The 26,674-nt window shown below is 52.3% G+C and carries 27 protein-coding genes and 1 other RNA gene; 20 read left to right on the top strand and 8 right to left on the bottom strand.

What is annotated here, in order from left to right; translation table 11 throughout:
• Nucleotides 1-22 precede the first annotated feature (22 nt).
• A complete protein-coding gene (locus tag LGT44_RS07795; protein WP_145469096.1) occupies nt 23-1,825 on the bottom strand; it encodes a penicillin-binding protein activator in 1,803 nt (600 codons plus the stop codon).
• On the opposite strand from LGT44_RS07795, the gene rsmI reads away from it, so the two are divergent.
• From rsmI to sph, 9 genes are all read left to right on the top strand, one after another.
• Nucleotides 1,824-2,684: a 16S rRNA (cytidine(1402)-2'-O)-methyltransferase gene (gene rsmI / locus LGT44_RS07790; protein WP_230331814.1), complete on the top strand. Its 861-nt coding sequence runs from the start codon at nt 1,824-1,826 to the stop codon at nt 2,682-2,684. The genes LGT44_RS07795 and rsmI overlap by 2 nt on opposite strands.
• A 468-nt stretch (nt 2,685-3,152) precedes the next feature.
• Nucleotides 3,153-3,517, top strand: an RNA gene (gene rnpB / locus LGT44_RS07785) — RNase P RNA component class A.
• A gap of 241 nt (nt 3,518-3,758) precedes the next feature.
• Complete coding sequence (locus LGT44_RS20255) at nt 3,759-3,923, top strand: zinc ribbon domain-containing protein (protein WP_408033927.1); 165 nt, start codon at nt 3,759-3,761, stop codon at nt 3,921-3,923.
• Between the two features lie 75 nt (nt 3,924-3,998).
• On the top strand, nt 3,999-4,463 hold the full coding sequence (locus LGT44_RS07780; protein WP_260998765.1) for a GNAT family N-acetyltransferase: 465 nt from the start codon (nt 3,999-4,001) through the stop codon (nt 4,461-4,463).
• 185 nt (nt 4,464-4,648) lie between these two features.
• Nucleotides 4,649-5,233 carry a DUF6151 family protein gene (locus LGT44_RS07775; protein ID WP_230331812.1) on the top strand — a complete coding sequence of 195 codons (585 nt, stop codon included), beginning with the start codon at nt 4,649-4,651 and terminating at the stop codon, nt 5,231-5,233.
• Nucleotides 5,234-5,311: 78 nt separating this feature from the next.
• The gene (locus LGT44_RS07770; RefSeq protein ID WP_230331811.1) at nt 5,312-6,088 is read left to right on the top strand and encodes a nucleotidyltransferase domain-containing protein; all 777 of its coding nucleotides are present in this window, start codon (nt 5,312-5,314) and stop codon (nt 6,086-6,088) included.
• A 67-nt stretch (nt 6,089-6,155) separates the two neighbouring features.
• Nucleotides 6,156-6,494: a hypothetical protein gene (locus LGT44_RS07765; protein ID WP_230331810.1), complete on the top strand. Its 339-nt coding sequence runs from the start codon at nt 6,156-6,158 to the stop codon at nt 6,492-6,494.
• A gap of 59 nt (nt 6,495-6,553) precedes the next feature.
• Nucleotides 6,554-6,958 (top strand): DUF1801 domain-containing protein, encoded by a 405-nt coding sequence (locus LGT44_RS07760; protein WP_230331809.1) that lies wholly within the window; start codon nt 6,554-6,556, stop codon nt 6,956-6,958.
• 254 nt (nt 6,959-7,212) lie between these two features.
• Entirely contained in the window at nt 7,213-8,793 is a 1,581-nt protein-coding gene (gene sph, locus LGT44_RS07755; RefSeq protein WP_230331808.1) for a sphingomyelin phosphodiesterase, read from the top strand.
• A 158-nt stretch (nt 8,794-8,951) separates the two neighbouring features.
• Here the strand turns inward: sph and LGT44_RS07750 are convergent, their stop codons facing one another.
• Complete coding sequence (locus tag LGT44_RS07750; RefSeq protein ID WP_230331807.1) at nt 8,952-9,866, bottom strand: LysR family transcriptional regulator; 915 nt, start codon at nt 9,864-9,866, stop codon at nt 8,952-8,954.
• Between the two features lie 122 nt (nt 9,867-9,988).
• On the opposite strand from LGT44_RS07750, the gene LGT44_RS07745 reads away from it, so the two are divergent.
• Together LGT44_RS07745 and LGT44_RS07740 are read left to right on the top strand one after the other, a co-directional pair.
• Complete coding sequence (locus LGT44_RS07745) at nt 9,989-10,702, top strand: NAD(P)-dependent oxidoreductase (protein WP_230331806.1); 714 nt, start codon at nt 9,989-9,991, stop codon at nt 10,700-10,702.
• 11 nt (nt 10,703-10,713) lie between these two features.
• Nucleotides 10,714-11,100: a hypothetical protein gene (locus tag LGT44_RS07740; protein WP_230331805.1), complete on the top strand. Its 387-nt coding sequence runs from the start codon at nt 10,714-10,716 to the stop codon at nt 11,098-11,100.
• Nucleotides 11,101-11,108: 8 nt separating this feature from the next.
• On the opposite strand, the gene LGT44_RS07735 is transcribed toward LGT44_RS07740, so the two are convergent.
• A complete protein-coding gene (locus LGT44_RS07735) occupies nt 11,109-11,582 on the bottom strand; it encodes a methyltransferase family protein (RefSeq protein WP_230331804.1) in 474 nt (157 codons plus the stop codon).
• A gap of 208 nt (nt 11,583-11,790) precedes the next feature.
• On the opposite strand from LGT44_RS07735, the gene hemH reads away from it, so the two are divergent.
• The 3 genes from hemH to LGT44_RS07720 all read left to right on the top strand — a co-directional run bounded on the left by hemH (nt 11,791) and on the right by LGT44_RS07720 (nt 14,358).
• A complete protein-coding gene (hemH, locus tag LGT44_RS07730; protein ID WP_225690990.1) occupies nt 11,791-12,786 on the top strand; it encodes a ferrochelatase in 996 nt (331 codons plus the stop codon).
• A gap of 59 nt (nt 12,787-12,845) precedes the next feature.
• A complete protein-coding gene (locus LGT44_RS07725) occupies nt 12,846-13,325 on the top strand; it encodes a LabA-like NYN domain-containing protein (RefSeq protein ID WP_145469106.1) in 480 nt (159 codons plus the stop codon).
• A 214-nt stretch (nt 13,326-13,539) separates the two neighbouring features.
• Nucleotides 13,540-14,358: a crotonase/enoyl-CoA hydratase family protein gene (locus LGT44_RS07720; RefSeq protein WP_225690992.1), complete on the top strand. Its 819-nt coding sequence runs from the start codon at nt 13,540-13,542 to the stop codon at nt 14,356-14,358.
• A gap of 60 nt (nt 14,359-14,418) precedes the next feature.
• On the opposite strand, the gene LGT44_RS20135 is transcribed toward LGT44_RS07720, so the two are convergent.
• From LGT44_RS20135 to LGT44_RS07700, 4 genes are all read right to left on the bottom strand, one after another.
• On the bottom strand, nt 14,419-15,504 hold the full coding sequence (locus LGT44_RS20135; RefSeq protein ID WP_230331803.1) for a rhomboid family intramembrane serine protease: 1,086 nt from the start codon (nt 15,502-15,504) through the stop codon (nt 14,419-14,421).
• Complete coding sequence (locus tag LGT44_RS07710) at nt 15,497-16,114, bottom strand: hypothetical protein (RefSeq protein ID WP_145469108.1); 618 nt, start codon at nt 16,112-16,114, stop codon at nt 15,497-15,499. Before LGT44_RS07710 ends, LGT44_RS20135 begins: the two co-directional genes overlap by 8 nt.
• 227 nt (nt 16,115-16,341) lie before the next feature.
• Entirely contained in the window at nt 16,342-16,755 is a 414-nt protein-coding gene (gene rnk / locus LGT44_RS07705; RefSeq protein ID WP_145469109.1) for a nucleoside diphosphate kinase regulator, read from the bottom strand.
• A gap of 940 nt (nt 16,756-17,695) precedes the next feature.
• Nucleotides 17,696-19,540, bottom strand: coding sequence for an ABC transporter ATP-binding protein (locus LGT44_RS07700; protein WP_230332170.1), 1,845 nt, complete (start codon nt 19,538-19,540; stop codon nt 17,696-17,698).
• Between the two features lie 382 nt (nt 19,541-19,922).
• Here LGT44_RS07700 and LGT44_RS07695 point away from each other — a divergent pair, with 382 nt between their 5' ends.
• The 5 genes from LGT44_RS07695 to LGT44_RS07675 all read left to right on the top strand — a co-directional run bounded on the left by LGT44_RS07695 (nt 19,923) and on the right by LGT44_RS07675 (nt 24,301).
• The gene (locus LGT44_RS07695; protein ID WP_145469110.1) at nt 19,923-21,086 is read left to right on the top strand and encodes a type III PLP-dependent enzyme; all 1,164 of its coding nucleotides are present in this window, start codon (nt 19,923-19,925) and stop codon (nt 21,084-21,086) included.
• 139 nt (nt 21,087-21,225) lie between these two features.
• Nucleotides 21,226-22,605 carry a peptidoglycan recognition protein family protein gene (locus LGT44_RS07690; protein ID WP_230332169.1) on the top strand — a complete coding sequence of 460 codons (1,380 nt, stop codon included), beginning with the start codon at nt 21,226-21,228 and terminating at the stop codon, nt 22,603-22,605.
• Entirely contained in the window at nt 22,592-23,155 is a 564-nt protein-coding gene (locus LGT44_RS07685) for a hypothetical protein (protein WP_225690994.1), read from the top strand. Before LGT44_RS07690 ends, LGT44_RS07685 begins: the two co-directional genes overlap by 14 nt.
• A gap of 2 nt (nt 23,156-23,157) precedes the next feature.
• Nucleotides 23,158-23,649 (top strand): hypothetical protein, encoded by a 492-nt coding sequence (locus LGT44_RS07680; protein WP_145469113.1) that lies wholly within the window; start codon nt 23,158-23,160, stop codon nt 23,647-23,649.
• A 43-nt stretch (nt 23,650-23,692) separates the two neighbouring features.
• The gene (locus tag LGT44_RS07675) at nt 23,693-24,301 is read left to right on the top strand and encodes a hypothetical protein (protein WP_230332168.1); all 609 of its coding nucleotides are present in this window, start codon (nt 23,693-23,695) and stop codon (nt 24,299-24,301) included.
• A 26-nt stretch (nt 24,302-24,327) separates the two neighbouring features.
• On the opposite strand, the gene LGT44_RS07670 is transcribed toward LGT44_RS07675, so the two are convergent.
• The gene (locus LGT44_RS07670; protein ID WP_230332167.1) at nt 24,328-25,650 is read right to left on the bottom strand and encodes a metallophosphoesterase; all 1,323 of its coding nucleotides are present in this window, start codon (nt 25,648-25,650) and stop codon (nt 24,328-24,330) included.
• 327 nt (nt 25,651-25,977) lie between these two features.
• Here LGT44_RS07670 and LGT44_RS07665 point away from each other — a divergent pair, with 327 nt between their 5' ends.
• Nucleotides 25,978-26,619: a chalcone isomerase family protein gene (locus LGT44_RS07665; RefSeq protein WP_230332166.1), complete on the top strand. Its 642-nt coding sequence runs from the start codon at nt 25,978-25,980 to the stop codon at nt 26,617-26,619.
• Nucleotides 26,620-26,674 lie beyond the last annotated feature (55 nt).

Genomic DNA, 26,674 nt, shown 5'->3' with positions numbered 1-26,674 from the left:
GTGAGTTATGCGGTGTGAGTACTCAGCGTCTGGCTAAACGCTGCGGCCGGCCAGAACGGAACTGGGTACATTCGGTACGGCGGTGAATGCGGCGCTCGTGATCCAGCGCCAGCGCGCCGGTGCTGCCAAACATCTGGCTGTGCGGGAATACTTCCAGCTGTTTTAACCGTGGCAGCAGGCGGAAGGCATCCACGCCCATGGCGTATAAGCGGGCATAGCCGCCCTGACCATTCGGCATCACTTTTTCTACGGTGCGGTACAGCTCGCTGCTTTCCAGCAACCAGGGCACATCACAGAACTGCACGCCGTTCAGGTCGCGGTCTTTGGTTGGATTCGGTTCGCCGGAATACACATGCGAGGTGGCGTATACCGGCAGATCACCGGCAAAGTTAAATGCCAGCGTCGGCTTGATCTGGCGGGCCTGCTGCGGCAGGGCGACCATAAACACCCAGTCGACATCCTGACGACGGCGCGGCTCAAATTCGGTGCTCTGACGCAACAGACGGCGCATGGTCTGATAACGCTTCTGGCTGTCGTCGACGTTCAGCAGCGCTTTGATTTCCGGGTTGTAGTCCTGGCGGTTCGGATAAAAACGCTGTTCGCCGATTTCACCACCCAGCTCCAGCCAGCGCTGTTCAAAGGCGGCATAAATACGCTCGCCCCAGTTGCCCTGTGGTACCAGCACCAGTGCGCGGCGCAGGCCATCGGTCCAGGCTTTTTCGGCAATCTGTACGGCTTCGTCTTCAGCGGCCAGGCCGAACTGATAGAGGTTGGCGGGCAGGGTTTCGGCTTCGCTGCGGTCACCATAGTTCAGGGCCAGGGTTGGCAGCGGCAGGGTTTCGCGTTGCTGTAGCGCCTGCACCTGCATTTTGTTGATCGGCCCGATCACCCACTGCGCACCGTCGAGCTGCGCCTGAGCGTAGGCAATATCGATATCGCTGTATTTCTGGCTGTCGTACAGATGCACCTGCGGAATGGCGTAGCCTTTATCCAGAGACTCGTAGTAAGCGGCCATAAAACCATCGCGGATGGCGCCACCGGTTTTCTCCAGCGGGCCGGATAACGGCAGCATCAGGGCGACGCTGTGCGGGCGGTTGGCCGCCAGATCAGCCAGCAGCGCCAGGCCGCCGGGTAATTGTATCGCTGCCGGGTGAGCCGGATTCTGTTCGCGCCACGTAGTGACCGCTGCCAGATGTTCGTCCAGTGTCAGGCGTGAGTTACGGGAAATCGCCGCCAGCCGCAGCCAGTCACCAAACTGGGTGGCCGGGGTTTTTTCTGCCCATTCCAGCAGTTCGACTTCTGGCATGGCCATTAAATCCTGCCAGATTTGCTCATGATTCTGCTCGCGCTGCTCCGGATTTAATGCGCCGGATAAAAAATCACGCTCGCGCGCGGCGGCCAGATATTCGCCATTGCTTTCGTACCAGCGGGCTTTTAACAGGCTGGCACGCAGTTCCTGCTCCGGCGTGGCGTAATCCATACGCTGGGCAAGCTGGCTGAGATATTCGCCGGCAATTTCCGGCTCGTTGCTGCCCAGATGCATCTGCGCCGACAGCAGCATAAATTCCACCTGCTCCTGCGGCGTGAGCACACGCTCGTGCAACAGTTGCAATTGCAGCGCAGCATTGCCAAACTCGCCGTCGTCGAGTTCGCCGCGAATCTGCTGCATTAATACTGAATTACTCTGACTACTGCTTTCGGTAAGGCTGTTGTTGCCCAGCCCGGTTTGTCCCGGTGTGGTAGAACAACCGCTTAAACCCAGACCCGCGCTGACAACCAGCAGCGATAATCCGCGTAACCAACGATCAGGTAAGTTTCCCCGCATGACTTCAGATCCCAGAATGCAGGTCGGCACGTTTTACGTCGTGGCGACACCCATTGGTAATTTGGCTGACCTCACCGAGCGTGCAAAGCAGGTGCTGACCAGCGTTGATGTAATTGCCTGCGAGGATACCAGACATACCGCAAAATTACTCCAGCACCTGGGCCTGCGAAAGCCGCTGTTATCGGTGCACGAACACAACGAACGCGAGCGCGTAGAACAGATTGCCCGCCATCTGGAACAGGGCCAGAGCATGGCGCTGGTATCCGATGCCGGCACCCCGTTAATTTCCGATCCGGGATATCCTTTGGTGCAGGCGCTGCGTGCGCGCGGCCTGAATGTCAGCCCGATTCCCGGCGTCAGCGCCATTATTACTGCCCTGAGTGCCGCGGGCCTGCCGACCGACCGTTTTACCTTTGAAGGTTTCCTGCCGCATAAAAGTGGTGCCAAACGCGAAAAATTACTGGCTCAGGAACAGGAAGCACGCACCCTCGTGTACTACGAATCCAAACACCGGATTCTCGATACCCTGGAAGTCATGGCCGAGGTTTTTGGCGCAGAACGTCAAGCCTGTGTTGCACGTGAATTAACCAAGACCTTCGAGACTTTTTATCACGGCACACTGCCAGACATTCTCAGCCAGCTGCAGGCGGATGCCGACCAGCAGAAGGGTGAATTCGTGGTGATGATTGCCGGCAACCCCGATCCGGCCCCGGCCAGCGAAGTCGACAGCAACAAATTATTCCGCCTGCTGCTGGCCGAACTGCCGCCGAAAAAAGCCGCGGCCATTATCGCCGACCTGACCGGCGAGAATAAAAAAGAGCTGTACCAGAAAGCGCTGGAAATGCAGGGAAAAGCTTAAACACAGGTGTCTGCGGGTATTCCACCCGCCGCAGACAATTGACTGAATACGATGGTTGATTCAGTGGGAGTGACTTTCAGTAGTGGGAGTGACTTTCAGTCACGATTATCAGCGCGGCAGAAATGCCGCTCCCACTGGTTTGGTTATTTCCCTTTCCTGCAGAACCGGTGCCCGAATACCGGTCTGGCTATTGTTTTCCTTTCCTGTAGATTCCGCGCCCGAATACCGGCTTAGCGCTAGATGGTCTGGCTGGCGGGTTCAGTTTTTATAGCACTTACTCCGTATTCCTGTAGAACCGGCGCCCGAATACCGGTCTAGAGCCGGACGGTCTGGCTATTACTGCTCATTCCTGTGGAACCCGCGCCCGAATACTGGTCTAGCGCCAGACGGTCTGGTTACTCTTATTTGTTCCTGTAAATCCGACCTGCGTTCTGGCTATTGTTTTCCTTTCCTGTAGAATCCGCGCCCGGAGTCGGCCAGACAGTCGTCGCCCGCGCTGGCAACAGTGTGGGGGGAGGAAAGTCCGGGCTTCACAGGGCAGGGTGCCAGGTAACGCCTGGGGGGCGCGAGCCTACGACCAGTGCAACAGAGAGCAAACCGCCGATGGCCCGCGCAAGCGGGATCAGGTAAGGGTGAAAGGGTGCGGTAAGAGCGCACCGCGCGACTGGTAACAGTTCGTGGCACGGTAAACTCCACCCGAAGCAAGACCAAATAGGTTCCCTATAGGCGCGGCCCGCGCTGGGAACGGGTAGGTTGCTTGAGCCTGTGAGTGATTGCAGGCCTAGACGAATGACTGTCCACGACAGAACCCGGCTTATCGGCTGACTCCTTTTATTATGAAAACCCCGCTCAGGAAACTGAGCGGGGTTTTTCTTTACCAGCGTTTCGCCGGCTTCGGCGGGGACAGTGACTGTCCACGACGACGATTCAGAAACTCAGGGCTTATCGGCTGACTCCTTTTATTTTAAAGCCCATACAAACGCGAGTTTGTATGGGCTTTTCTTTTTGTGGCAAGCCGGACCCTGTCGGTGTTGTGGGAGCGGATGTTATCCGCGATCGAAGTAGAATAGGCAGCTGGTTAACATCATCCGTTCACCCCGAACAACGAGGAACGCGAAAATTTTCAATGTCGATAGTAAAAAGTATATAAATATCACCTGTAAAAACGGTAAGTTTGTTGAAATGTATAAAGGCTCTGTTGGCGAGCTCTCAAATATTATAGATTTACTTGTTAATTAGCATCGAAATTCTCATAAACCTATAGGCACACTAACTAAGCCGCTTAGCTTGTCGCGGCATGGTGAAACCAGCATTATGATTCCGGTAAAACTAAGAGATCTTCAACGTCAGGATAAAACAGCGGTTATGGCCATGCTTCAGGATTCCCGGGTTATGAGGTTTCTTGGGCCCCGCCGGGCTTTAACAGAAGATGAGGCGGATTCGTGGTTTGAGAATGCGCTTGATAACCCGTCACGTTTTGCTATTGCACAATCTGATACTGATGAGTTCATCGGATTCTGCGGTATTAAAGAGATCGAAGGTGTTTTGGACTTCGGCTATTTCATCAGATCGGAGTTCTGGGGTAATGGCATAGTGGTAAGGGCCTCCAGACTGGCGCTTGAAAGGTTGTCGGCTGAGATCGACACAGAGTCCGTTCAGGTTTTTATTGCTGACGATAATGTGGCAAGCAAGAGAGTGGCCCAGAAATTGGGCTGGCAGGTCACACACAATGGGACTAAGGATGGGGAGTATGGCGGATATTACCGGATCGTCCTGTAATGCATGAAAATGACCTGTGACTTTTCTCCGTTTTAACGCACCCTAAAGTAAAACCGACAGGCACTGAATGCCTGAGTATCAGAATGATCACCAGAAATAAGATTTAACTTTAATTAGTGTTAACAAGCCCTAAACATGCATCATAAAAGCTATCCAGATAGCATTGTTCAGTAACGAGTAAAAATATGCACAAAATTCAGTGTCAATGCGGGGCTCTTAGTGGTCATGTTCGGGGGGCCGGAACCTGTAGTCGGGTGGTATGTTACTGTGCCGACTGTCAGGCTTTTGCGAAATTTTTAGGCCGGGCAGGTGATGTTCTGGATGCACAGGGAGGGACTGAAATTGTGCAGTTGGCACAGCCCCGTATGGTTTTTTCACAAGGTAAGGAGCATCTCGCGGCTGTGCGGCTTAGCGATCAGGGGATGATCCGCTGGTATGCCGCCTGCTGTAACACTCCCCTTGGTAATACGCTGCCTGATCCTAAGGTTTCATTTATCGGCCTTATTCATTCGGTGCTGAATCGTGCAAAGATGGCTGAAGATTTTGGCAAGAATATCGCAATAGTCAATGTGGATTCTGCTATAGGAGAACCGAAGCCGAAGCAAAAAGGACTCCCCGGTATGATTGTAAGATTTTTGTGGATTATTTTATCCATGCGTATCGGTGGTAAGTATCGTAATTCTCCGCTTTTTACTGAGTCTGGTGAACCTGTTGTGTCACCCGTTATACTCAGTGTCGAAGAGTTTAAGAAATTAAAAAATACCCTGTGATAAGGTGTTATGTATTTACAGCGTCATGGGCTATAAACCCTGTAGTGACGGTGATTACCAGGTTAACCAGACATCGCTATGATTGAACCCGCTGTTAAAAAAGAGATCCTTACCCGCATTGAAAACGCCGAAAAAGAGCACGGCGTCCGTGTTCTTTACGCGGTTGAATCGGGTAGCCGTGCCTGGGGATTCGAGTCACCTAACAGTGATTACGATGTGCGGTTTATCTATGCACATCCTAAAGACTGGTATGTGGCGGTGGATCTGGAAGATAAGCGCGATGTTATCGAGTATCCGATTGTGGATGAGATCGACATCAACGGCTGGGACATCCGCAAAGCCTTAAAGCTGTTCTCGCGTTCGAATCCGGCCTTTGTCGAGTGGCTGCAGTCGCCCATTGTTTACCTTGATCGCGGTGATTTTGCGCGCAGGTCGCGTGAGCTGCTGAGCACGGTCTATTACGTTGAAAAAGGGATATACCATTACCGCAGCATGGCAAAAACGAACTACCGGGGTTATCTGCGTGATGATCTGGTGCCAATTAAGAAATACTTTTATGTGTTACGCCCGTTGCTGTCCATTATGTGGCTGGAGAGATATCGCGAGCCTGCACCCATTGAGTTTGAAACTCTGCGTCAGCTGATTGCCGGCGACAGCAAACTGAATGAACAAATATCAGCATTATTGGAACGCAAGAAGATAAGCCTGGAAAAGGAACTTGCTCCGCCGATTCCGGAGCTGAATCAGTTTATCGAATCTGAATTAGAACGTCTGGAATCCTTTGCTGACAGTACAGGGAAAGAGCAGTCTGTAATGGATGAACTGAATGTTTTATTTCACGCGAGTCTGGTTTGATAAAATGCTGAGAACCATGTTTTGGTTTGTTCATAGCTGATAGATTGCTTTTATATAGGGATTGATCATGAAAGCGCTTCCGATATTGCTAATGTCATTTTTATTGGGTTGTGCGGGCCCTGGTTCAAATTCAGATTATTACCGCCTGAATTCCAAGGCAGGGTGGGAGCCTGGAGTGACACCAGATCAACTTCCACACTACGTAACCTGGAATCAAGCCGTTGATACCCTGATTGAGAATCCGGACAGCGTTGACCTGGTAGCTCAGGGGCACTCTTTACAGGTAAATATTATCCTCAAAGATAAAACACTTATTCAGACCATTGAGCCTGATATTGATACGATTTTTATGGTGATACGAAAATGCGGTTTACCCTGTGAGCACATCGGGCTGGTAACTGAGTAGGGGCTTCGGCTCTTATAAAAAAGAGCAGATTGGACACCAGATGACAGCAGAGATTTTGAATGGATAAGAACGTAAAAACCCGTTTCGAACAGTACCCGGACTCTGCCCGTCATCAGCTTGCCTCGTTGCGGAACCTGATTTTTCAGACCGCTGAACATCTGCAGTCAGGTGCCGTTGAAGAATCTCTGAAATGGGGTGAGCCCAGCTACAGTGCTAAAACCGGCAGTCCGATCCGGATCGGCTGGAAGCCTGATACTCCGCATAACTATTATCTGTTTTTTAACTGCAACACCAAACTCGTTGATACCTTCCGGGTTTTGTATGGCGATGTACTGGCGTTTCAGGGCAACAGGGCCATTGTATTAAACCTCTCCGCTGCGCTGCCTGAATTTGCGCTTCGCCATTGTATTGAGCTTGCCCTGACCTATAAGAAGCGCAGGCATTTGCCATTGCTGGGAGCCTGACAGACTCAGTTCCGTTGCGCTTTCAAAAAATCAGAAAGCCCATACCAATGTAAGTTTGTATGGGCTTTTTCTTTGCCCTGAGCCGGGGCTGGCTGCGCCCGGATAGCAGGTCGCAGCCCCAGATTTCATGGTTACCTGAGATGCTCATATGAATTGGCACGATGGGACCATTTTTACTGGCTCCGTTGCTCTTTAGAATGACAGGTCGGGGAAAGGAATCCCAATCTGATAAACATAATAAATCCGGGATTAACATGACTCTGAAAAACGCTGCATTCAAACCGCTGATGGCCGCTTCTTTATTGCTGGCCGCTATGAGCAGTCAGGCCATGTCTGACACGCCAACCGTCACTCAGGAAGCCACGGCGCCCACTCCTGCACCCGAAACCCCTGCCAGCAATCTGGCGTATGCGGACGATTTAAAGCTGCTGGCCTATAACGTGTACATGTTGACCGGTGCTATTTCTGACTGGTCACAACAAACCCGTGCGGAACTGATTCTGCAATCGGACGTTATTCATGGGCACGACGCCATTATTCTTAACGAGCTTTTTGATAACGGGCCGGGGCAAACCCTGCTGGATGGCCTGAAAGGTCAGTATCCGTATCAGACTCCGGTACTGGGCCGCACCCAAAGCGGCTGGAATCAGACTCTGGGTGCATACAGTAATACCGCTCCGGAAGATGGCGGGGTAGCTGTTGTCAGCCGCTGGCCGATTGAGGAAAAAATTCAGTACGTCTACAAGGACGGCTGCGGTGCAGACTGGTTAGCCAATAAAGGCTTTGTTTATATTCGCCTGGATAAAAATGGTCATGACTATCATGTGATTGGTACCCATGCCCAGGCCGAAGATGGCGCCTGTTCCGACCCGGCTGCCGTGCGCAAAAGTCAGTTCACCGAAATGCAGCAGTTTATTGCCAGCAAAAATATTCCGGCTGATCAGGTTGTGTTTATTGGTGGCGACTTTAATGTAATTAAAAACAGCACCGAATACCCGGATATGCTGGAAACCCTGCATGTGAATGCACCGGATGCGTTTGCCGGTTTTGATACCTCCTGGGACCCGGAGTCCAACGGTATTGCCGCCTATAATTATCCGGATCTGCCCAGCGAATACCTCGATTATATTTTTGTTTCCCGTGATCATGCGCAGCCAACCTACTGGCATAACCAGTCGCTGGACGTGACCTCACTACGCTGGGAAAACAAAAATTATCAGTATCAGGAGCTGTCTGATCATTATCCGATTGCCGGTTTCTCCTATGCCGATGACAACACCCGCACCGAAAGCTACCGCTTTGTGAATCAGCCTTATTCCGCAGTGAAGTTCCGTAACCAGGCCAGTGGCGCTTATATCAAAATTAACGCCAGCGATAACGACGGCTGGATTAAGGTGAATGGCAGTGCCAGCGATGCGGCAGCCAGTTTTAATCTGGATAACTGGTATCCGAAAAACCGCGCTTTCTGTATTCGCAGTAACGACTTTGTGCAGGTACAGGGTAATCTGCGTGCCGGTTCCTACTGGAACTGGTGGCTTGGCGGTGGTGGCGGTAATTATGCCTATTTTACCAAACAGGATAATGCCTCCAATAAATTACGCATCCGTATTCTGAATGACGATGGCGACTGTCTGAAAAAGGGCGATCAGGTGGTATTTGTTGACCGTGATACGGTGAGCGGAAAAGATTATTATCTGCAGCGCTGGCCGTCAGGTTCCTGGACCGATCATCTGTATATGTGGTCAGGTTCGGTGGGCGCTAACGAAACCTTCACTGTTGAAATGGGTGTGGGTCAGAAGCAGGACTGGACGTCAAAACTGCGCTACGTGCAGTAATTATCAGGCTTCGGTCTGATAGAAAATGGCGTGCTGCGGCACGCCATTTTTTTATTTGTCTTTCACCGTATCAGTCACTGATTCTGTCATTGGTTCAGTGGAGAATTGGTATTTTCCAGCGTTAACCGCCCTGAAACGCTGCTGGTTAAAAGCCTTTATTAATTCTCCTCCGTCAGCATCTCCGCCAACAAATCAAATACCCGCTTAACCCGCGGATTGGTGCGTAATTCCCGGTGGCAGACCAGCCACAGCGGCACGGTTACCGGTGCGCCGCGTTCGCTGAAGGCGCGGCGGAATGCGGGTTCGGCATCGCCAATCTGTTGCGGAAAAAAGCCAAGGCCATTGCCTTGTTTGACGAGTTGCCATTGCAGCATCTGAAAGGTGGTGACGATGGAAAAATTCTTCTGGCTCAGCTGCCAGCCATGCTGGTTAAGAATATTCATCAGTCTGTCGTTGCGTTCAAAACCGATAATCTGAATATGTTGGTCAATGCTTGTTTTGCTCTTGCCGGCAGTCTTATTAACCGCATCCAGATTGTTAAGATAGTCGTGGCTGCCGTACAGCCAGATAGGTTCATCGGCGAGTTTTCTGACGATTAAATCGGGCTGTTCGGGGCGGAGGCTGCGGATAGCAATATCGGCTTCACGCCGCTGTAAATCGCTGATGTTGTTGGAGACCACAATTTCCAGCTGGATGCCGGGTTCGCGCTGGCGGATAGCGTCGATTACGGCGGGCAGGCGGAATATGGCGTCAATTTCACTGGCGGCAATACAGACCGGGCCTTCGGTCAGTTGTGATTGCCCGGCGGCCGTTAAAGCAAAGCGGTTGGCGGCTTCACCCATGGGGCGCAGGTGCTCAAGCAGGGCAGCGCCGCTGTCGGTCAGCTGCAGTCCTTTACCGACCCGCTCAAACAGGGTGATGCCGAGTTCCTGTTCCAGTGCCGCGACCTGACGGCTGAGGGTGGGCTGGCTGGTATTGAGCAGACGTGCGGCGGCCGACAGCGAGCCTTGCTCAGCGCTGACTAAAAACGCGCGGGCGTGGTTCCAGTCGAAGTTTACCGAGCTCCAGTCCATATCCTTCCCTCCTTAAATTCATTGTTCTTATGCAGATATGTATATGAATGATGCAACTTTAGCGGATTTCTATGCGTTTTGTGTATGGATAAGCTGGGCAGACTGAAATGAGGGCTCAGGCTATGAAGAAAATCTGCATCGTTGGTATCTCGGGCAAACTTGGCCAGTATATGACCGAACACGCGCTGGCACGGGGTTATGAAGTGGTGGGCGTTTGCCGCCCGCAAAGTGTCGCTAAGCTCAGCCGCTTTGCCGGACAGATCCGTATTTTTCCCGGGCGTACGGATGAGCGCGAGGTTATCCGTGCGGCGGTCGCCGATTGTGATGCGGTGCTGACGGTGCTGGTGCCCTGGGGCGTGCAGGGCTACGCCACCAACACGGCGCAGGCGGTGCTGGATTTTGCTCCGGCGGAGGCACGTCTGGTGTTTTCCTGCGGCTGGCATATTTCGCGCGACGGTAAAGACCGTTATTCCTGGCAGCTGCGTTTATTCGTCGCGCTGTTCGGGCGGCTGGCACGCTGGTTACGGCTGGCGGATCTGAGTGATCAGGAAGAGGCCTGCCGCCGGGTGTTTAACAGTAAAAGACGCTGGACAGTGGTGCGTGGCAGCGATCTGGAAGAGGGTGAAGCGGAAGGTCTGCCGCGCTGGAGCGGGCATGTGGGCGATGCCGTTCTGGCCAGTAATCTGACCCGGCGTACCGACTTTGCCCTGTTTATGGTGCATGCTGTGGAAGATGACAGTCTGATTCAGCAGGCGCCGGCGATTGTTGGTTGCCGGGCGCCGTCAGCTCTGATGGCCAGAGCCGACGGAAAATATCAGAAGCCACTCAGCGGCTGAGGAGATACAGGATGGATGCAGCAGCAGCGCAGGCCCTGTTGAAGGGCGCCTGCTTACAACAGGCCAGTCCGGCTGACAAAATAATGCAGGCCACAGAGCGTGCAGGTTATCTGGATATTGCAGGCCTTAATCTGCAGTTTGATCGTGGCCATCTGGCGGTTTTTAATCCGCTGCGGTTGTTGTGCGACAGTGGCGTCGCCCTGAGTCTGCAGGCTTTGATTGGCTGTCGCATTACCTCGGTCAGCATCAGCGAGGATGATCTGGAACTGCTGTTTGATGACCGCCTGTTATTACGTATTTCTTTGCGTGATGAAGATTACACCGGGCCCGAAGCCGCGGTGTTTTACGCGCCGCCTGACACTGGGTGTGTAAATGCCGCTCCGCTGATGGTGTTCTGAATACGGCCTTACAGCCAGCGTCTTACCCGCTGACAGTAAGCGCGGTATTCGTCGCCGAATAATTCGCTCAGGGCTTTTTCTTCGGCCTCAATCTGAAAGTGATTCATATAAGACATAAACAGCGGAATGCACAGCGCGCTCAGGTAATTACCCAGCACCATCGCCAGCGCGCCAAGCAGCAGTACGAAGCCTGTATACATGGGGTTACGACTCAGGCGATAAACCCCGGTCTGTACCAGTGTGCTGGCCTGTTGCGGGCGCATCGGATTAACGGTGGTGCGGGCACGGCGGAAGCTGGTAACTCCGGCCAGGCAGAAGACGGCGCCGGCGAAAAACAGGGCAAGCGTTATAACCAATAGCGGAGAGCGCAGGCCATGCCAGCCGCTGATATGACCGGTACGCAACATCACCGGCAATAACATCAGCAAGGCGGTAAGGCCAGCCAGCAGCAGTGGCGGTATTTTTAACTGCAGATATTTCATCGCTGTACTCCATCATGGGGTTGCTGCGCGCAATCGGCAGACACTGGCATCATGACAGAGTTATTCCCCCTGTATACAGACCTGAATTTCACCCAATACCGGCTTGCCTTATCGGCCTTCATCAGCCGGATCAGATAATCACGGATGACCCTCTGCCACGGTTCCGATAAACTTAGGCAAAACTTATACAAGGCAGGAGATTACGCCCGTGAATTTGCCTCAACGCCCGCCTTTTGGCGTGCTGCTCGCCAACCTTGGTACTCCCGAAGCGCCGACACCGAAGGCCGTGCGCGAATATCTGGCTGAATTTCTCTGGGATAAGCGCGTGGTCGATGTGCCGCGGCCGCTGTGGTGGCTGATTCTGCATGGTGTGATTCTGCGCATCCGTCCGGGCCGGGTAGCCAAGGCTTATGCCTCGGTCTGGGGCGAGCATGGTTCACCGCTGATGACCATTTCCCGTGCCCAGCAGCAGGCTCTTAAAGAGGCCTTAAAGGCACAGTATGGTTGCGATATTCCGGTGGTACTGGCGATGACCTACGGCCAGCCGTCGATGGAGCAGGCCGGGCGCGAATTGCGCGCCGCCGGCGTCGATAAAATGCTGGTGCTGCCGCTGTATCCGCAGTTTTCTTCCAGCACCACAGCGGCGGTGTTTGATCGTCTGGCTAAGGCGCTGAAGCCTTGCCCGCATCTGCCGGAAACCCGCTGGGTGAATGAATACCATCAGCACCCGGCGTATATCAAAGCACTGGCTGATTCGGTGCGTGAATACTGGGCAGAGCACGGTCAGGGCGACCGTTTGCTGATGTCGTTTCATGGTATTCCGCAGCGCTATGAAGACCGTGGTGATCCGTATCCGTCACAGTGCCGGGCAACCGCTGCGGCGCTGGCAGCCGAGCTTGGGTTAAGTGAAGAACAGTGGCTGTGCTCGTTTCAGTCACGCTTTGGCCGTGAAGAGTGGGTGAAGCCTTATACCGATTTTACCCTCACCGACTGGGGTAAAGCCGGTGTTGGCCGGGTGGATGTGATCAGCCCTGCCTTTGCTGCCGACTGTCTGGAAACCCTGGAAGAACTGGATGTGGAAAACCGCGAAACCTTCCTGCATAACGGCGGCCGCGAGTATCACTATATTCCCTGTCTGAATGACCGGGCCGATCATATCGGTATGATGGCGCAGCTGGTGAAGGACAATACTCAGGGCTGGTAGCCAGATTCGTGTTCACAGGCCCTGGCAGCCCTTTTTATGGTTAATTTTCCGGCGGATTTATGACAGAACGCATTGCCCTGTTTGTCGATGTGCAGAATATTTATTACACCACGCGCCAGACCTTCGGCTGCCATTTTAATTATCAGGCCTTCTGGGATCAGCTGACCGCCGGGCGGGAAGTAGTGCGCGCGGTGGCCTATGCCATCGACCGTGGTGATGCGGCGCAGATGAATTTTCAGCGCATTCTGCACAATATCGGTTTTGAAGTGCGGCTTAAGCCTTTTATTCAGCGCCGCGATGGCTCGGCCAAAGGCGACTGGGATGTGGGCATCACCATTGATTTACTGGATGCCGCGCCTGAAGCCGATATTGTGGTGCTGGCCTCCGGTGATGGTGATTTTGATCTGGCACTGGAGCGGGTTAAACGCAGCGGTGCCCAGGCCTGGGCTTTTGGTGTTGAGGCGTTAACCGCCCAGGCGCTGATTAAAGCCGCTGACCGCTTTATTGCCATCGATGAGTCGCTGTTGCTGCGGCGCTGAGCCTTGTTGTTTTAACCCGGCTGTCTGAGCCGGGTTTTTAGCAGCCAGTTGTGCCTTATTTGCTGAGCGCTGCGCTTTTGGGTTTCTGATCTGTTCAGATTGATCATGGCTGACGGCCGTAATCTGTGAAATCATCGCCTGCAGAATCATACGAGGCTGAGCCTGAACTACAGGCCAAACCAGCCGGATACCCCCGAATGCTATGGACAACCTTATGAGCAGCACCGACCGTATTCTCTGTGAAATCAAAGATCATATTGCTTACGTGTATATGAACCGCCCGGAAAAACTCAACGGGCTGGATATGCCGATGTTTAAAGAGATGATCGCCTGTGCGAAAAAACTGCGTAAAAACCGCAGTGTGCGCGCCGTGATTCTAGCTGCCAAAGGCGACTCTTTCTGTGCCGGTCTGGATTTTAAAGCGCTGAGCAAAGATCCGATGATGGTGCCTAAAGTCTTTTTAAAATGGCCCTGGACCAAACAGAATATCGCCCAGCAGATTGCCCATTGCTGGCGTGACCTGCCGGTGCCGGTTATCTGTGCGATTCACGGTAACTGCTTCGGTGGCGGTATGCAGATTGCGCTGGCCTGCGATTACCGTATCGCCACGCCGGATGCCAATTTATCCATTATGGAAATGAAGTGGGGCCTGATTCCTGATATGAGCGGTATGGTGACGTTGTCACGTTTAACCCGCGTGGATATCGCCCAGGAACTGACCATGACCGGCCGTCAGTTCAGTGCGCAGGAAGGCTATGAATATGGTCTGCTCAGCAAGCTGTCGGCCGATCCGCTGGCTGATGCTCAGGCACTGGCAGAAGTGATTGCCAGTAAATCGCCGGATGCCATTGCCGCCACCAAATATTTATTCAAAAAATCCTGGAAAGCCGATACCTGGAAAGCGCTGCGCTGGGAGCGTTGGGTGCAGGCACGTTTGCTGGGCCGTAAAAACCAGCGTATTGCCATGGCCAATGGTCTGGCCGGTAAAGATAAAGAGCCAAAACCCTTTAAAGACCGTACCTCTTTTAAATAATAAAAGTTCCGGACGAAAAACGGGCGCTGTAAGCGCCCGTTTTTTTATGCCGGATACTATTCAGCGCAGTAGCTGAGCGTGCGGCTTGGCCAGCATAGCAATGACCGGATTGCGCTCCATCACGAAGTTTTTCAGCAGCAGCGCAATAACGACGCCGATAATAAAACCACCGATGTGTGCCCAGTAATCGATACCACCGCCGCCAACGGCCATACCAAACAGGTTAATGCCTAACCAGATCAGGAAGTACCAGACTGCTGACAGTTTTTTCTGCCAGACAACAATCATAAAGGTCAGGCTGGCATGGCGGAACCAGATCATATACATACCAAACAGACCGGCAATTGCACCGCTGGCCCCTACGCTTGGAATGGTGCTGTTCCAGTTCATGCCGATACTGAAGGCACTGGCACCCAGACCACAAATCAGATACAGACCAAGGAAACGCCAGCGGCCAAGAGCATCTTCGAGGTTATCACCGGTCAGCCAGAGGAAGTACATATTGCCGAGCAGGTGCATCAGGCTGCCGTGCAGGAAGGTTGCCGTTAATGGCGTCCACAGATGTTCGCCATGGGCAAAATCGGATGGTGTGCTGGCAAACAGCTCAAAAACCTGATTGGTCATTTCATCGCTGGTGGCGTAAGTAAAATAAATCAGGCAGTTGATAATAATCAGCGCCCAGGTCACCACCGGAGTGCGATGCGGTTTAACGTTATATTCCACCGGCATTTGCGACAGAAACTGGAACAGCCAGGTTTTCCAGCTGGTTTTCTGGTTGATGTTGTTTAATACATCACGCAGGCGTGGCGAGTGTTTAACTTCTTCCAGTTCGTCGTGGTCAATCCAGGTGCCGTCACACTTATGACAGATATCGACCTCCACCTGAAAAGATTCGAGCAGATGGTAGTTGTACAGTTTGGCGTTGCACTGCGGACAGTCGGCATCGGTTTGTCCCAGACGCTTGCCCAGCTGTTCTTCAAACTGAACGGCATCGTCACCATTATCGAAGGCGGACAGCAGAGAATTCAGCTCGTTCTTTTCAAACCACATGCCGCCGCATTTGCGGCAGACATCCAGTTCTTCGCCCTCATAGGCCATTGGCGTCAGCAGGGAATTACTGCAGCGCGGACAATATTTATTACTCACCGGCTACTTCCTTATCTTCATGGACATCAACGTTGTATACCAGCAGCTCAGCCGCCAGCCTGTTACCGTTTTCGGCCAGTTTTGGTAATACGTTCTTTTCCATATTGTCGAGTTGCTCTGTCAGCAGCTTGGTTGCGTATGACGGGCCATAAGTGAACTTCTCACGCTTCTCAATCAGATCATCCACGGTGCGGTAGAAGTTCTGAATTTCGGTCAGGAAATAGCTCGGAGTTTCCAGTGTGTTAGGAGAGTACTTCATGGTCTCCCAGACATAACGGCCGATTTTCGGATTGTTCTGCTTCAGTTCCTGTACCGAAATGCCACGGGCGAAATATTCTTCGTTGTATTTACGCAGAATTTTTACGTTCGTGTTGACTTCGTCATACAGTGACTGACGCAGATAATAGTTGGTTTCTTTACTGGTGATATCATCAAACAGGATGGCTTGCTGTAAACCGGCCTGGGCGGCCAGGTACACACCGGCAATGGTGGCTGCAATCATTAATAAATGGCCGATCCAGAAACCAGAGCTGGTCAGATCCCTGTGGTCCGCATGTGCCAGTTTTTCTTTCACCGGCCGGCTGAGTACGGATAATACTTTCATTGGCATGCTGCCTCCCTGTATGAATTCAGGGCGGCATTATAGCGACTGAAACGCAGCTGCCATACAGCGCTGACATGAAAATAACAAATATATTAATGCTTAGGTGCGAGGAGTCTGGATAAAGATGCCAGACACGTGGATTATCGACGCATTTTATCGGCATTATTTATCTGAAAAGAGACGTGGTTCACAGACGCAGGGCGCCATTAACTACAGGCGCCCCGCGAGGAAAATCAGCGGTGGAATTCACCGGCACTTTCCGGTTGATACAGAATCTCTCCGATAGAGACCTGCATCGGCTTGCCGCTGGGACCTGGCCACTCAATTTCATCGCCAACCGACAGACCAAGCAGAGCACTGCCGACCGGCGCCAGAATAGAAATTGTACCGCCCGTGGTGTCCATGTCTTTTGGATACACCAGCGTCAGACAGAATTCCTCCTGCGTATTTTTTACCTGAAAACGCACGGTAGAATTCATGGTAACAACAGTTGCCGGAACATCGCGCGGTGCGACAATCTGAGCCCGTTCCAGCTCTTCTTCCAGCTCATTCATTCCCGGGAAGGCTTTGCCGGGCAGGGAATCCAATAAACGTTCCAGGCGCTCCAGATCAAGACTGGAAATAATAATGTTCGGCTTGCTGCTCATAAAACTGACCTGTTTGTAGGTAAGGCCCGCATGAAAAAAACGCCCCGCAGCAGAGCTGCGGAGCGAATAAGGGATTACGGGAATAAAGATTAAGTTACAATTGTGTTAATAATAAAGCAAGGGGTCATAAACGGCCATGGTATGAATGCCGCGGTGCTTATGTTTTGTCTTACTTTCTGCCAATAAAACTACTGGTCCGGTTTTTCTGAAATGAGCCCAGAGTGGGCGCAAAGACCGGCTTAATAAACACTACTGTCCCGCAGTTTTTAATCCGCAGCATAGCTGACAAAAACAGCATGTTTTAACATCAAGGCCCAATGCCTCGCAGGGGAACTTATCCCCTTGCCGGCGGGCCGACCCCAGCTTCGCGCTTTCTGGGTCGTCACCCTTGAAACCTTGATATTTACTGGCCGCGCGCCTCATCGGCCATCCATGGCCGGAGCCACTTGTCCGCATCCCTGCGGACAGACCAGACATATCTGCGGTTTCTGCGGCGGCCCCAGAGGCGCAGAAAACCATCACCGCGATTCCGCTTTTCAGATCAAACGTATCCTTTTAAATCTCATGTTTCAAACACGGTTTCCGTTGAAATACGGCTGAGCGGATTGCTTAAACCGGCGATCGTGCGGCGCCAGTCAACCAGATGATTCTGCGGCCTTCAGAGCAAAACCCTGCCCCGGAACGATACAAATTGCTGTTGTTTTAAAGAGTCGTTCCGGGGCGAATTGTTTTGCGTGCCGCATAATCATTGCAGTTGGCTGGATGAAGCCGGACGCGCCGAAAAGAGAGGATCGTAAGGAGATACCTCTCCTTGCAGGGGGTCAGGGGCTTGCCCCGGAAAGGCATTTAAAGTTGAAAAGCAGTAGTCGATGAATGCTGCAGTTTGGAGTGACACGATGTCACTCCAAACTATGGGACAGTAGTGGGCTTAATAAGAGTTTTAGTCTTCGCCGATAAAGCCGCCGGTCTGGTGCGCCCACAATTGCGCGTAAATTCCACCTTTGGCAATCAGTTCCTGATGCGTGCCCTGCTCAGCAATACGGCCCTGATCGAGTACGATCAGGCGATCCATCGCGGCAATGGTCGATAACCGGTGAGCAATAGCAATCACGGTTTTATTTTCCATTAACCGGTACAGGCTTTCCTGAATGGCGGCTTCGACTTCCGAGTCCAGCGCTGAGGTGGCTTCGTCCAGAATCAGAATGGGCGCGTCTTTTAATAATACCCGGGCAATGGCGATACGCTGGCGCTGACCACCGGACAGTTTTACCCCACGTTCACCGACCTGAGCGTCGTAGCCCGTGTTGCCTTCCGGATCGTGCAGTTCCTGAATAAATTCGTGCGCCTCGGCCTTGCGCGACGCTTCCAGCAGTTCGGCTTCGCTGGCATCCGGGCGTCCGTAGAGAATATTGTCACGTACGCTGCGGTGCAGCAGCGAGGTATCCTGAGTCACCATGCCGATATGTTTGCGCAGTGAGTCCTGAGTTACGTCTTTAATATCCTGACCGTCAATCAGAATACGGCCGGAATTCAGGTCGTAAAAACGCAGCAGCAGATTAACCAGTGTCGATTTGCCGGCACCGGAGCGTCCGACCAATCCTACTTTCTCGCCGGCTTTGATATGAATATTCAGTGCCTCGAATACCTCTTTATTCTGGTTGTCTTCATGTCCCTGATAATGGAATGAGGCCTGCTCCAGGCGGATTTCGCCCTGATTTACGTTCAGTGCTTTGGCGTCAGCGCTATCCTGCACCTGCGGGGTTTTGGACAGCGTTTTCATGCCGTCGGCAACGGTGCCGATATTTTCAAACAGGGCGCTGACTTCCCACATAATCCACTGCGCCATACCGTTGATGCGCAGGGCCAGTGAGATCGCAATGGCAATGGCGCCAATACTGATGGCGCTATCCATCCACAGCCAGACGGCGATGGCGGCAATGGTAAAAGCCAGCAGGTAATTAATGACGTTAACGGTCACATTCAGACCCGTGACCAGACGCATCTGGCGGTACACGGTATCCATAAAGCCTTCCATAGAGTCGCGTGCATAATCTGTTTCACGATCGGTATGTGAGAACAGCTTTACTGTCTGAATATTGGTGTAGCTGTCGACTACGCGTCCGGTCATGGTGGAGCGGGCGTCGGCCTGTTCGGTGGCGATGCGTTTCAGCTTGGGTACAAAATACAGCTGGGCAAGAATGTACAGCGCCAGCCAGGCAAGCATTGGCAGCATCAGGCGCCAGTCGGCCAGTGCCACCATGATCAGTACCGAGGTGAAATACACCAGAATATAAACCGCCAGATCCATCAGCTTCATAACGGTTTCGCGCACCGCCAGAGCGGTTTGCATCACCTTGGTGGCGAGGCGGCCGGCAAATTCATCCTGATAAAAACCGAGGCTTTGCTTTAACAGGTAGCGATGGGTCAGCCAGCGGATTTTCATCGGGTAATTACCCAATAACGTCTGATGCACCAGCAGGGTGTGGAAAAAGACCACTAAAGGCATCACCAGTACGACCATCAGTGACATCAGCAGCAGGCGGCCGCCTTCTTCAGCGAGCAGGGTGTCGGGTGTGCGCTGACTCAGCCAGTCAACCAGATTGCCCATAAAGCCGAACATCATGACTTCCAGCACCGCCAGCAGAGCCGTCAGCAGCGACATAAACACCAGCGGTACTTCCAGACCACGGGTGTAATGGCGGCAGAAAGCAAAAATTCCGGCAGGTGGCTGCTGCGGGTGTTCCGGAGGAAAGGGATTCACAAAACGTTCAAAGAGTCTGAGCATACTGGTCATATAAAGGCAGGAGTGAAACAGCCCGACACCTTAGCGGAGCAGGCTTATGAATGTAAGCGCTGAAAATTGATTTCACTGTTCGGGCGACGGAATAACGCGCTGAGAGAGGTTGCTGGTGTAAACCCGGTGTTTTACTCTGCCGGAGTGCTAACGCGGCTGTAGCGCTTTGTCAGGACGATTCAGGCGCATTGCTGGCGGATTGCTGTGAATTTGCATCCCTTTGAGCAAAGATTCTGATCGCCAGACGTGTTACGATTTGAGAATGTGATCGTTAGGACAAAGAAAAATCACTGTACTACCGCGCAGATAAGCCTATCTTTGCGCGACTTTTTTTCATTCACATCACTACCCGGATAAGGAGGTAGCGAGCCCAATGGTTGTTCAACCTGAAGACTACTACGATGCCGAGAGCTTTGCTCGCCTGAAAGAATTTGCCGACAAACAGGAAACTCCTTGTCTTGTTGTCGATAAACGTATTTTTGAGCGTCAGCTTGATGAACTGATCAGCAGTTTTCCTTATGCGAAAACTTACTACGCCATTAAAGCCAACCCGATGCCTGAACTGCTGGGCATTCTGCGTGACCGTGGCTGTTGTTTTGACGTAGCTTCACGCTACGAGCTGGATAAAGTTCTGGCACAGGGTGTGACAGGTGACCGTGTAAGCTATGGCAACACGATCAAGAAAGCCCGGGATATCCGCTACTTCTATGAGAAGGGTGTGAACCTGTTTGCTACCGACTCAGAAGCCGACCTGCGCAATATCGCCAAAGCGGCGCCGGGTGCGCGTGTATTTGTGCGTATTCTGACTGAAGGTTCGCAAACTGCCGACTGGCCACTGTCGCGTAAATTCGGTTGTCAGACCGATATGGCGATGGACCTGTGCCTGCTGGCGCGTGATCTGGGTCTGGTGCCTTACGGTATTTCTTTCCACGTAGGTTCTCAGCAGCGTGATATCGGTGCCTGGGACTCGGCGATTGCCAAAGTGAAGGTAATTTTCGAGCGTCTGAAAGAAGAAGACGGCATCGAACTGAAAATGATTAACCTGGGTGGTGGCTTCCCGGCTAACTACATCAGCCGTACCAACGATCTGAAAACCTATGCAGAAGAAATTACCCGTTTCCTGCATGAGGATTTCGGTGACGAACTGCCGGAAATCATTCTGGAACCAGGTCGCTCGCTGGTCGCCAACGCCGGTATTCTGGTCAGCGAAGTGGTGCTGGTCAGCCGTAAAGACCGTTACGGTCTGCACCGCTGGGTATTTACCGATGTGGGTAAATTCGGTGGCCTGATCGAAACCATGGACGAGTCCATCAAGTATCCGCTGTTTGTGGAGAAAAAAGGCGAACTCGAAGAAGTGGTTCTGGCTGGCCCGACCTGTGACAGCGCCGATATTCTGTACGAAGACTACAAATATGAGCTGCCATTGAATCTGGCATCCGGTGATCGTCTGTACTGGTTCTCAACCGGTGCTTACACCACTACATACAGTGCTGTGGAATTCAACGGCTTCCCACCGCTGGCTTCTTTCTGCATCTGAGCAGGCTCCGGTCTGCTATATAAACCGTCTGCGGGGTAACCTGCCGGCGGTTTTTTTATGCTCTTCGCGTGGTGGCGGTTGGTCAACAGGCGCGAAAAGGGTATCTTGTCGGCAACGATCTCATACACAGGGAGGATGTATGCAAGCCGTACCTCTGGAATTGCTCATCAATGGCCTGACGGTAGCCGCCGGTGCTGCCTTACTGGTCGAACGGTTTACCGAAATTCTCAAGCACGTAAAAGAGCGCGCCAACAAATTCTTTCTTGAACGTGATGCTGAAGCGGCCAGACTGGCAGCGCTGAAAACAGCGCAGCAACAGGCCGCAGCCATTCAGCAGCATTTACAGGCCGGCCATGCGCCCGACGTTGCGGTCTTGAAAGCGGCTGCCGCCTCTGCAGAAAGTTCCGCTGCCGGAACAGACAACGACACCGCTTCTTTTGAACAGCATACGGCCATCAGCGTCGTTCCTATTCCTGCTATCTCCACAGAAAGTGCTGCGCTTAATTTATTTATGCGCCTGGCCCCTTTGGGGTTGGGCATTATTCTCGCCGGTATTTTTGATCTGCATTTATTAGCGATGTTTACCGGACAAACCGTAACAGATATTCCAACGCTGTGGGGGCAGGGCAATTGGCACGCAATTATGCTGCAATCGCTGGACACTCTGTTGTCGGGTTTATTGATTGGTGGTGGCAGTCAGCCGGTGCATGTGCTGCTGCTGTTTTTAACCACCCGCCGCTTAACCGACAGTGAGAAGCAGGCGCTGCAACAGGTGGTTGATCCGGGTGAAGAAGCACACTGCCAGCCTGTACCGCAGGCGCCGGAAGTTGCCGCAGCGACTAACGATGATCGTGGCGGCAGCCTTTTAGCCGGCCCGGATATTCACTATGCCGGCGGCGTTAATCCGCAGAGTCTGGAACAGGTTCACCGCCGCAGTGGTGATCCGGAGCAGATTGTTGTGCACCACACGGCAATGAATTCGGCGTTGGGTTTTAATGCCATTGTGGATGAATTTATCGGGCAGAAAAAATGGCTTACCGGTTATCACTGCGTGATTATGCCTGATGGCAGTATCCGCCCGTTCTGTCGCTGGGACCGTATGGGTAATCATGCGAAGGGTCACAATGACCGCACGCTGGGCATTGCCTTTCATGGCAATTTTCATAATCAGGAACATGACCGCTTTGCCAACAGCGATGGCCGCTATGGAGCGCTGAAACCGACTGCTGCGCAGCTGGATGCCGGAGCCCGGGTGATAGCCCTGTGGCTGAATCTGTATCCGCAGATGTCCGACGTGCTGACACAGGCAGTAGTACCGCACCGTGCACTGGCAGGCGCTGACACCGTGTGTCCGGGAAATCAGTTTCCTTTTGCCGAATTACTCAGCCGTACCGATGCCTATTGCAGCGCCTGGCAAACATCCGCCACAGCTCAGGCCGGGCTGCAGGCATTCCGCCAGAAACCCTATATTTATGCCCTGAGCACAACCAGCGCAGGAGGTCAGCATGGACAGCTTTGATTCCGCATTAATTATGCTTTGCAGTGCGTTATTTTTCTCCTTATTACTGGAGCGCCTGCTGGAAATTCTGAAAGCCCTGTACGATTTTTTTGAAGTACGGCTGGGCTATCAGAGTTACTGGAACCGCACGGCGCAACGTCTCAGTGAACAACTGGATGGTCTGCGTCAGGCGGGACGTGTTCAGGCGGAAGTGAGCAAAGCGGTCAACGATTACTTACGCACCGATTATCCGGGGCTGGAAGGTGTGGAAGCTTTATCGGCGGCGACGCTGCGCTCGCTGACGATTAAAGCCGTCAGTAAAATTCTGGCCATTATTATCGGTATATTACTGGCGCTGCTGTTGGGCATTAATTTATTTGCCTTAATCGAACAGCTGAACAGCCAGATCGGCGGTGCGGCCTATGACGGCTATTTTTCCAGCCGTTATATCCCCGGCTGGCTGGGAGAATGTCTGACCGGTATTGCTATTGGTCTGGGCAGTGGTCCGCTGCATAAAATTATTGAAGCACTGGAAAAATCCCGTAAAAACCGCACGGATAAAGGAGCCTGAACATGGACAAGCTGCATATTGGTTTATGGCTCGCCGAACATCTGGATACCGTAATTGGCTTTGTATTATTGCTCGGCGCTTGCCTGATGCTGCCGAAAAGTGTGCGTTGGTATGTTTTTACCGGTGGCGCTGCTTTGCTGCTGATGAACCTTTGGCAGGTAGCGCGAGCACGGGAAAAATTAAAAAAACTGGATAGTGAACGTTCTGCCCTGCAGGAGCAGCTGAGCGGATTAAAAGACGCCAGCGAGCAACTGAAGCAGCGTAATCAGGAGCTGGAAAAACAATCGGCTGAACTTGAGCAGCAACGTCAGGCGTTATTGCAGCGCCAGCAGGATCTTGCCAGTGGCGATGCGGCATTGCAGCAACAGCAGGAAGACATTAACCGTCAGGTTAACAACCACGCTGAGCAGCGCAATGCATTGCAGGACGAAAACCAGCGCGTGCTGGATGCGCTGGCCAAACTGAAACAACTGGAAGCAACCTCACAACTCTGACGGAGGCTATATGCTGGTTTTAACAAGGATGCTTTTAACAAGGATGGCTTTACTGAGCAGCGTTCTCGCTGTTTTTGCCGGGCAAAGTGTACAGGCAGAAGAGACTACCTGTGAAATGCTGATCACACCGGCAAATCTCAGTCAGCAGACCATCAATGGTCAGGTTGTTTATCTGCTGCCTGCCGACAAGGTACAGCAAACTCAGAACATTACCGGCTGTGTTAATTACACTGAGTTGTTGCAGAAAAATCAGGACGACAGCCGTAAAGCCAGTGCCGATATTGCTGCACTACAGCAGCAGAATGCTGACCTGACCCAGCAGCTGGAAAAATACCGCATACTGGTGGCGGATCAGACGCAGCTGGGCGACCGTTATAGCCAGCTGAGTACTCAGTATCAGGATCAGGTTAAACAATGCCAGGCGCTGAACACGAATCTGATTTCAGTGGCCGATAAACTGGATACGTTATCCGGAGAATACCGCAGCATTGCCGTACAGTCGCTCAGCCGTTACCGCGTTGGCGCTGCCGTTGGCGGTGGCAGCGAAGGTTTTGCCAGCCAGCTGCATGTTGGCTATGACACACTCAATCTGTTTATTCATAATTACGACGATAAAACCAGCGCATTAATCGGTGCCGAGCTGCGTTTTTAAGACGCAGTCCGGCCGATTGAATACCGTTAATGTTGCTGGCTGCGTTGTGGAAAGGTCAGCATAACCTGTTCTGTGGTGGCACCACTTTCATCACTGGGGGTGGTGATCATCCTTACCTGAATATCATCACCAAGCGTGATATGCGCAAATCCCCAGACCATGCCCTGCAACCACAGCTCCTGATATTCAGCATAGGTTTTTTTCTGATATGCCTGAAACGGAGTATGAATTGGCCGCTGTTTTGCCGCTGCACCTGAAACAATGATTGGCAGTGGTTTTAATTCTTTTCCGTTTGCACTGTTATATTGCTGGCAGTCATCCTGATGAGCTTCCAGATCATGCTCATGCCCGGCCAGATAAAGATCGGCAAACTCGCAAAGCATAGGCATTAATAACGGGCGCAGGGCGCGGGCCTCTTCAAATTTACTGCCCCCGGATGACCAGAGCGGATGATGTCCGGCAACAATTTTCCAGCGTGCTGAAGACTGCTTCAGGGCATTTTCCAGCCAGTCTAACTGCTGCTTTTCCTGTCCCTGTGGTTTCTGCCAGTCATTATAGTGTTCCAGGCTGTTATGCTTTTTTTCGCTGCCGTCAGGGTTGAGCTTGTCTTTTAAAACCGTTGTTCCGGCCAGCAATAAATTGGTATCAATAACAAAGAACTCGGCGTCACCGCGATTAAAAGAATAAAACCCGGGCTGTGGTAAGACCATTTTATTGTCGTTACGGCTGGCCCAGGCAATCTGTGCATCACGACCGGCGCGGGAGGTTTGCCAGTCATGATTGCCCAATACGCCGTAAATACGGAAATCATCATGGCTGCTGACCAGTTGGCGGAAAGGCAGATCGAGAATATCGAGGAAACGCTGCTCATCACGCTCACTGCCATCGCCACCGGCCGGATAAATATTGTCGCCGAGCATCAGTGAGAAATCACAGCGATTGCTCTGACAATACTGTGTCATGGCGCCAGCCACGGCATTCAGCCCGGTGTGCTCGACGACATAATCTGTGCCACTGAGACGATGCATTGGCGGTGCAACAAAATCCGCGGGTGGCAGACCCTTCTTTACCCAGGCAGCGCGTTCACTGAGCAGGAATTGCTGGCGGGTTTGCGGGTTATTTAAGCTCGCCTGTTTTGGATAATCGTAATGGTAACCGCTGTCACCAAAGGCAATAAAAGCAACGGGTTGCTGCGTATCAGCCAGTGGTACTTTGTTGAATGGCTGATTTTGCTGCACATTGGTGGTTGTCATCGGCTTGTTCTGACAGGCCGCCAGCAGTGCAGAAACAGTGGATACCAGTAAAAAAGTGCGCAGTTTCTTATGGCCGTATTGCAGTCGCAGTGTCATTTCATTCTCCGGTTAAGGCAATTGCCCGCTGTTGTAGCATGGGTAATGCAGAGAATGGATGACAGTGGGGGTCTGTTTGGCTCACGCTAATCCGTATTTCTGGTAGTTAATGCGGTTTTTATCAGGAATAAGAAGGAGAATTTAAGGGAAACCTCCCAATACCCGTCAGGCTAAAGGCTTACAAGTGCGGTCTTGCGGTCGTTCTCCGGAGTGGTTAGAGTGCAGGGCTGAAATGCTGGTAAAGGATGTTGCCAGTGTTGCCTGTTGTGATCTGTGGGTTTTCCTTACAGGACATAATCGGGCGCTAATAATGATAAGGAGTGTCGTATGAAAATATTCTCAGCTGCTTTTTCCCGCCTTTTTAATTTCCAACCCCGCATTGCTGTTGCGGCCTGTTTTTCGGTGCTGATATTAATGCTGTCAGTACAGACTCAGGCGCGGACCATTGCCGATACCGAATTCCCCGATGTGCTGGAAGCGACCGGTGAGTTTCCACAGATGACACTGAATGGCGCCTCGGTGCGTAAATATTATTATGTAGTCGATATGTATGTGGGCCTGCTGTATATGCAGAACCCGGGACGCTCTGAACAGGCCGTGATTAATGATGAGGGCTACAAACGCATGGTATTCCACACGCTGCTGCCGCGTGCCAGCGGGCGTCGTGTTGCTAAAGCCTTATACGATGCATTAAACCTCAGCAACGAAGAAGCCGAGGCATTAGGTGCGCCGATTGACGAAGTCATTGAGATGTTCGATGTCAGCATGAAAAGCGGTGACGAAACCCACGTCGAATATGTTCCCGGTGTTGGCACCCGCATTATCGTTAAAAATGAAGTGCGCGGTGTGATTGCCAGCAAACGTTTATTTGATGCGTTTCTGGGAATCTGGATTGGCGCCAAGCCGTTCAGCGAAACCTTTAAAGCGGAAATTCTCGGCGCTGAGAATGCCCTGATTGCGCATGAATAATTGTTTATAAGAGCGTGCATAATAGCCGCATATAAAAAACAGGAATGCATAATTG

The sequence above is a fragment of the Thalassolituus alkanivorans genome, assembly GCF_020447205.1.
Taxonomy (GTDB): Bacteria; Pseudomonadota; Gammaproteobacteria; order Pseudomonadales; family Oceanobacteraceae; genus Venatoribacter; species Venatoribacter alkanivorans.
Note: the sequence above shows the minus strand (reverse complement) of the source record. Positions and strands in the feature narration are given on the sequence as shown.

Coding starts and splice junctions, on each gene's coding strand:
- rsmI (WP_230331814.1), top strand. CDS start 1,824: ATGACTTCAGATCCCAGAATGCAGGTCGGCACGTTTTACGTCGTGGCG.
- LGT44_RS07795 (WP_145469096.1), bottom strand. CDS start 1,825: ATGCGGGGAAACTTACCTGATCGTTGGTTACGCGGATTATCGCTGCTG.
- LGT44_RS07780 (WP_260998765.1), top strand. CDS start 3,999: ATGATTCCGGTAAAACTAAGAGATCTTCAACGTCAGGATAAAACAGCG.
- LGT44_RS07775 (WP_230331812.1), top strand. CDS start 4,649: ATGCACAAAATTCAGTGTCAATGCGGGGCTCTTAGTGGTCATGTTCGG.
- LGT44_RS07770 (WP_230331811.1), top strand. CDS start 5,312: ATGATTGAACCCGCTGTTAAAAAAGAGATCCTTACCCGCATTGAAAAC.
- LGT44_RS07765 (WP_230331810.1), top strand. CDS start 6,156: ATGAAAGCGCTTCCGATATTGCTAATGTCATTTTTATTGGGTTGTGCG.
- LGT44_RS07760 (WP_230331809.1), top strand. CDS start 6,554: ATGGATAAGAACGTAAAAACCCGTTTCGAACAGTACCCGGACTCTGCC.
- sph (WP_230331808.1), top strand. CDS start 7,213: ATGACTCTGAAAAACGCTGCATTCAAACCGCTGATGGCCGCTTCTTTA.
- LGT44_RS07750 (WP_230331807.1), bottom strand. CDS start 9,866: ATGGACTGGAGCTCGGTAAACTTCGACTGGAACCACGCCCGCGCGTTT.
- LGT44_RS07745 (WP_230331806.1), top strand. CDS start 9,989: ATGAAGAAAATCTGCATCGTTGGTATCTCGGGCAAACTTGGCCAGTAT.
- LGT44_RS07740 (WP_230331805.1), top strand. CDS start 10,714: ATGGATGCAGCAGCAGCGCAGGCCCTGTTGAAGGGCGCCTGCTTACAA.
- LGT44_RS07735 (WP_230331804.1), bottom strand. CDS start 11,582: ATGAAATATCTGCAGTTAAAAATACCGCCACTGCTGCTGGCTGGCCTT.
- LGT44_RS07725 (WP_145469106.1), top strand. CDS start 12,846: ATGACAGAACGCATTGCCCTGTTTGTCGATGTGCAGAATATTTATTAC.
- LGT44_RS07720 (WP_225690992.1), top strand. CDS start 13,540: ATGAGCAGCACCGACCGTATTCTCTGTGAAATCAAAGATCATATTGCT.
- LGT44_RS07710 (WP_145469108.1), bottom strand. CDS start 16,114: ATGCCAATGAAAGTATTATCCGTACTCAGCCGGCCGGTGAAAGAAAAA.
- rnk (WP_145469109.1), bottom strand. CDS start 16,755: ATGAGCAGCAAGCCGAACATTATTATTTCCAGTCTTGATCTGGAGCGC.
- LGT44_RS07700 (WP_230332170.1), bottom strand. CDS start 19,540: ATGCTCAGACTCTTTGAACGTTTTGTGAATCCCTTTCCTCCGGAACAC.
- LGT44_RS07695 (WP_145469110.1), top strand. CDS start 19,923: ATGGTTGTTCAACCTGAAGACTACTACGATGCCGAGAGCTTTGCTCGC.
- LGT44_RS07690 (WP_230332169.1), top strand. CDS start 21,226: ATGCAAGCCGTACCTCTGGAATTGCTCATCAATGGCCTGACGGTAGCC.
- LGT44_RS07685 (WP_225690994.1), top strand. CDS start 22,592: ATGGACAGCTTTGATTCCGCATTAATTATGCTTTGCAGTGCGTTATTT.
- LGT44_RS07680 (WP_145469113.1), top strand. CDS start 23,158: ATGGACAAGCTGCATATTGGTTTATGGCTCGCCGAACATCTGGATACC.
- LGT44_RS07675 (WP_230332168.1), top strand. CDS start 23,693: ATGGCTTTACTGAGCAGCGTTCTCGCTGTTTTTGCCGGGCAAAGTGTA.
- LGT44_RS07670 (WP_230332167.1), bottom strand. CDS start 25,650: ATGACACTGCGACTGCAATACGGCCATAAGAAACTGCGCACTTTTTTA.
- LGT44_RS07665 (WP_230332166.1), top strand. CDS start 25,978: ATGAAAATATTCTCAGCTGCTTTTTCCCGCCTTTTTAATTTCCAACCC.